Genomic DNA, 1,958 nt, shown 5'->3' with positions numbered 1-1,958 from the left:
AGGCGGCCGAGCATGGCGAAGCCCATGGCCGGCAGGATGTTGGCGGCAACGCCAAAGCCAGCAAGGACAAAGGGCGGGATGAAGTCGAGCATGCCCTGGATGGCGTCAGCACCCAGATAGAACGACAGCGAGCACAGCAGGAACGCCATGATGATACCGGTCAAACCGATCAGGAAGTGCATCGCATAGACACCCTTAAGGTTGCCCTGGCCGGAGAAGACATCAGCGCGGTCAACCAGAATCGGCAGGGCGGCGTTGAGGATGTTCTTGATGGCAAGGCACAGCGTGGCGATGGGCATAGCGAGCGCGATGGCTGCCTCGGTGCTCTGGCCCAACTGGATAGCGAAGGCGCAGGCGAGCACGCCGCCGATCGTCTCATCAGGCGGCACGTAGGCGCCGATGGAGATCGAGCCCATGAACAGAAGCTCCAGGCTGGCGCCGATCGCGAGGCCGGACTGCAGGTCCCCCAGCACCAGGCCCACGAGCGGGCACAGGACGATGGGGCGGAACGCATAGAGCGTACCGAGCTGGAAGTCGAACTTACCAAATGCGGCGATAAGTCCGATGAGGATTGCTTGGGTAAGCATATATCCCCCTTTCCTAATAGGACACTACGAAGAGCTCAGACTCTTCGAAATTGAACGCCTAGAGCACGCTTGCGCAGTCAACCTTGGGGTCATCGGCCAGAGGACGGATCTCGACCTCGACGCCGTTGTTCAGCATCTCACGCACATCGGCCTCCTCGGCTGCAGTCAGGAAGATCTGACGAGAGACCTGACGAGCATCGGGGCGCTTCTCGTCCTTGGGCTTGGTGTTGCCCAGGTTGACCGACTTGATCTGCGGGCAGCCTTCAACAAGCTGCTTTGCCTCAGCGATGGTGGCGACACAGATAATCATCTTGTATTTGTCAGTCACACCCGAGTTAATGGCCTCGATGGCATTCGCCATATCCTTGATGACGAGCTTGCAGCCGGCAGGCTTGCCCATCTTGAGCGTCGTCTTCCACACCGGGTCGTTGGCGACCTTATCGCCCACGCAGAAAATGCAGTTGGAGCCAAGGCCCTGGACCCAAGAGACCGCGACCTGGCCATGAAGCAGGCGATGGTCGACGCGAAGTAGCTGAATCATAATGTGACCCCCCAAAGGTCTTGTGCCGTCTTACGGCGTGTCAGTAGGTGCTGCGGATTAGAACTCTTCTTCCTCTTCGTCATCGACCAAAAGATCGTTGACAAACTTCACGCGCGTATCGTCCGCAGCGACGATGGCGCGAATCGTCTCCTCAACCGGCGCCGACTCGTCAGAGAACAGCAGCTGGATAAGCAGAGGAAGGTTCATGTTGGTAACGAGGTACGTGCGGGGACGCGTCTGGACGATCTTGGTGAACTCGTTGTTGACGCTGCCGCCAAAGAGGTCGGTGCAGACAACGACATCATCGTCGGCAGCCATGCCTGCCAGCAGTTTTTGGGCCTCCTCGGCCACGTCCATGCGGTCATCGACGAACATCGAAAGATCGTGGACGTTGTCGCGAGCGCCCGAGAGCAGCTCGACACTCTCCTTGATGCCGGTAGCGAAGTGCGCATGGCTGGCGATGATGTACTGCCTCATTCTGTGTTCCTCTCAATAGCCCGGCGCGTTCCCGCACCCGTTTTCTTTAGTAGTCGAACTGGTGATAGTAGCGACGATACTTGAGGTTGTGCTTGGTGACCGTCTCGTAGTAGCGAGCCAGGCGGTCGGTAACGAGCACCGTCAGAATCCACGGAGACACGATGACGCGGAACTCGTCGTCAAGGCCGGGGATCGCGAACTCGGCAGTGTCGATGACGTTGATGTCGGTGTCGCCGGTCACGCCGCGGGTCAGGAACGCGCGGACGCGCTCGTCGAGCTTGCGGTTCTCGTCCTCGCCCATGAACAGGAAGACCGGGACGCCGGGCTCCACGAGCTCGAGGGTGCCGTGGAAG

At 59.5% G+C, this 1,958-nt stretch carries 3 protein-coding genes and 1 pseudogene; all 4 read right to left on the bottom strand.

Translation table 11 applies throughout. From position 1 onward, the window contains the following. On the bottom strand, positions 1-587 hold a 587-nt coding region (locus DW850_RS09970; protein WP_147325448.1), incomplete at its 3' end, for a PTS sugar transporter subunit IIC. 58 nt (positions 588-645) lie between these two features. Beyond that, positions 646-1,128, bottom strand: a complete 483-nt coding sequence (locus DW850_RS09965; protein ID WP_117565058.1) for a PTS sugar transporter subunit IIB — start codon at positions 1,126-1,128, stop codon at positions 646-648. Between the two features lie 57 nt (positions 1,129-1,185). Continuing rightward, positions 1,186-1,605: a PTS sugar transporter subunit IIA gene (locus DW850_RS09960; RefSeq protein WP_117565057.1), complete on the bottom strand. Its 420-nt coding sequence runs from the start codon at positions 1,603-1,605 to the stop codon at positions 1,186-1,188. A gap of 46 nt (positions 1,606-1,651) precedes the next feature. Beyond that, positions 1,652-1,958 (bottom strand): annotated as a pseudogene (locus DW850_RS10470) (SIS domain-containing protein); the annotation flags it as partial.

The organism is Collinsella sp. AM36-4AA (assembly GCF_003467795.1).
Classification (GTDB): domain Bacteria; phylum Actinomycetota; class Coriobacteriia; order Coriobacteriales; family Coriobacteriaceae; genus Collinsella.
The sequence above is the reverse complement of the archived record's forward strand: the minus strand, read 5'-3'. Positions and strand labels throughout refer to the sequence as shown.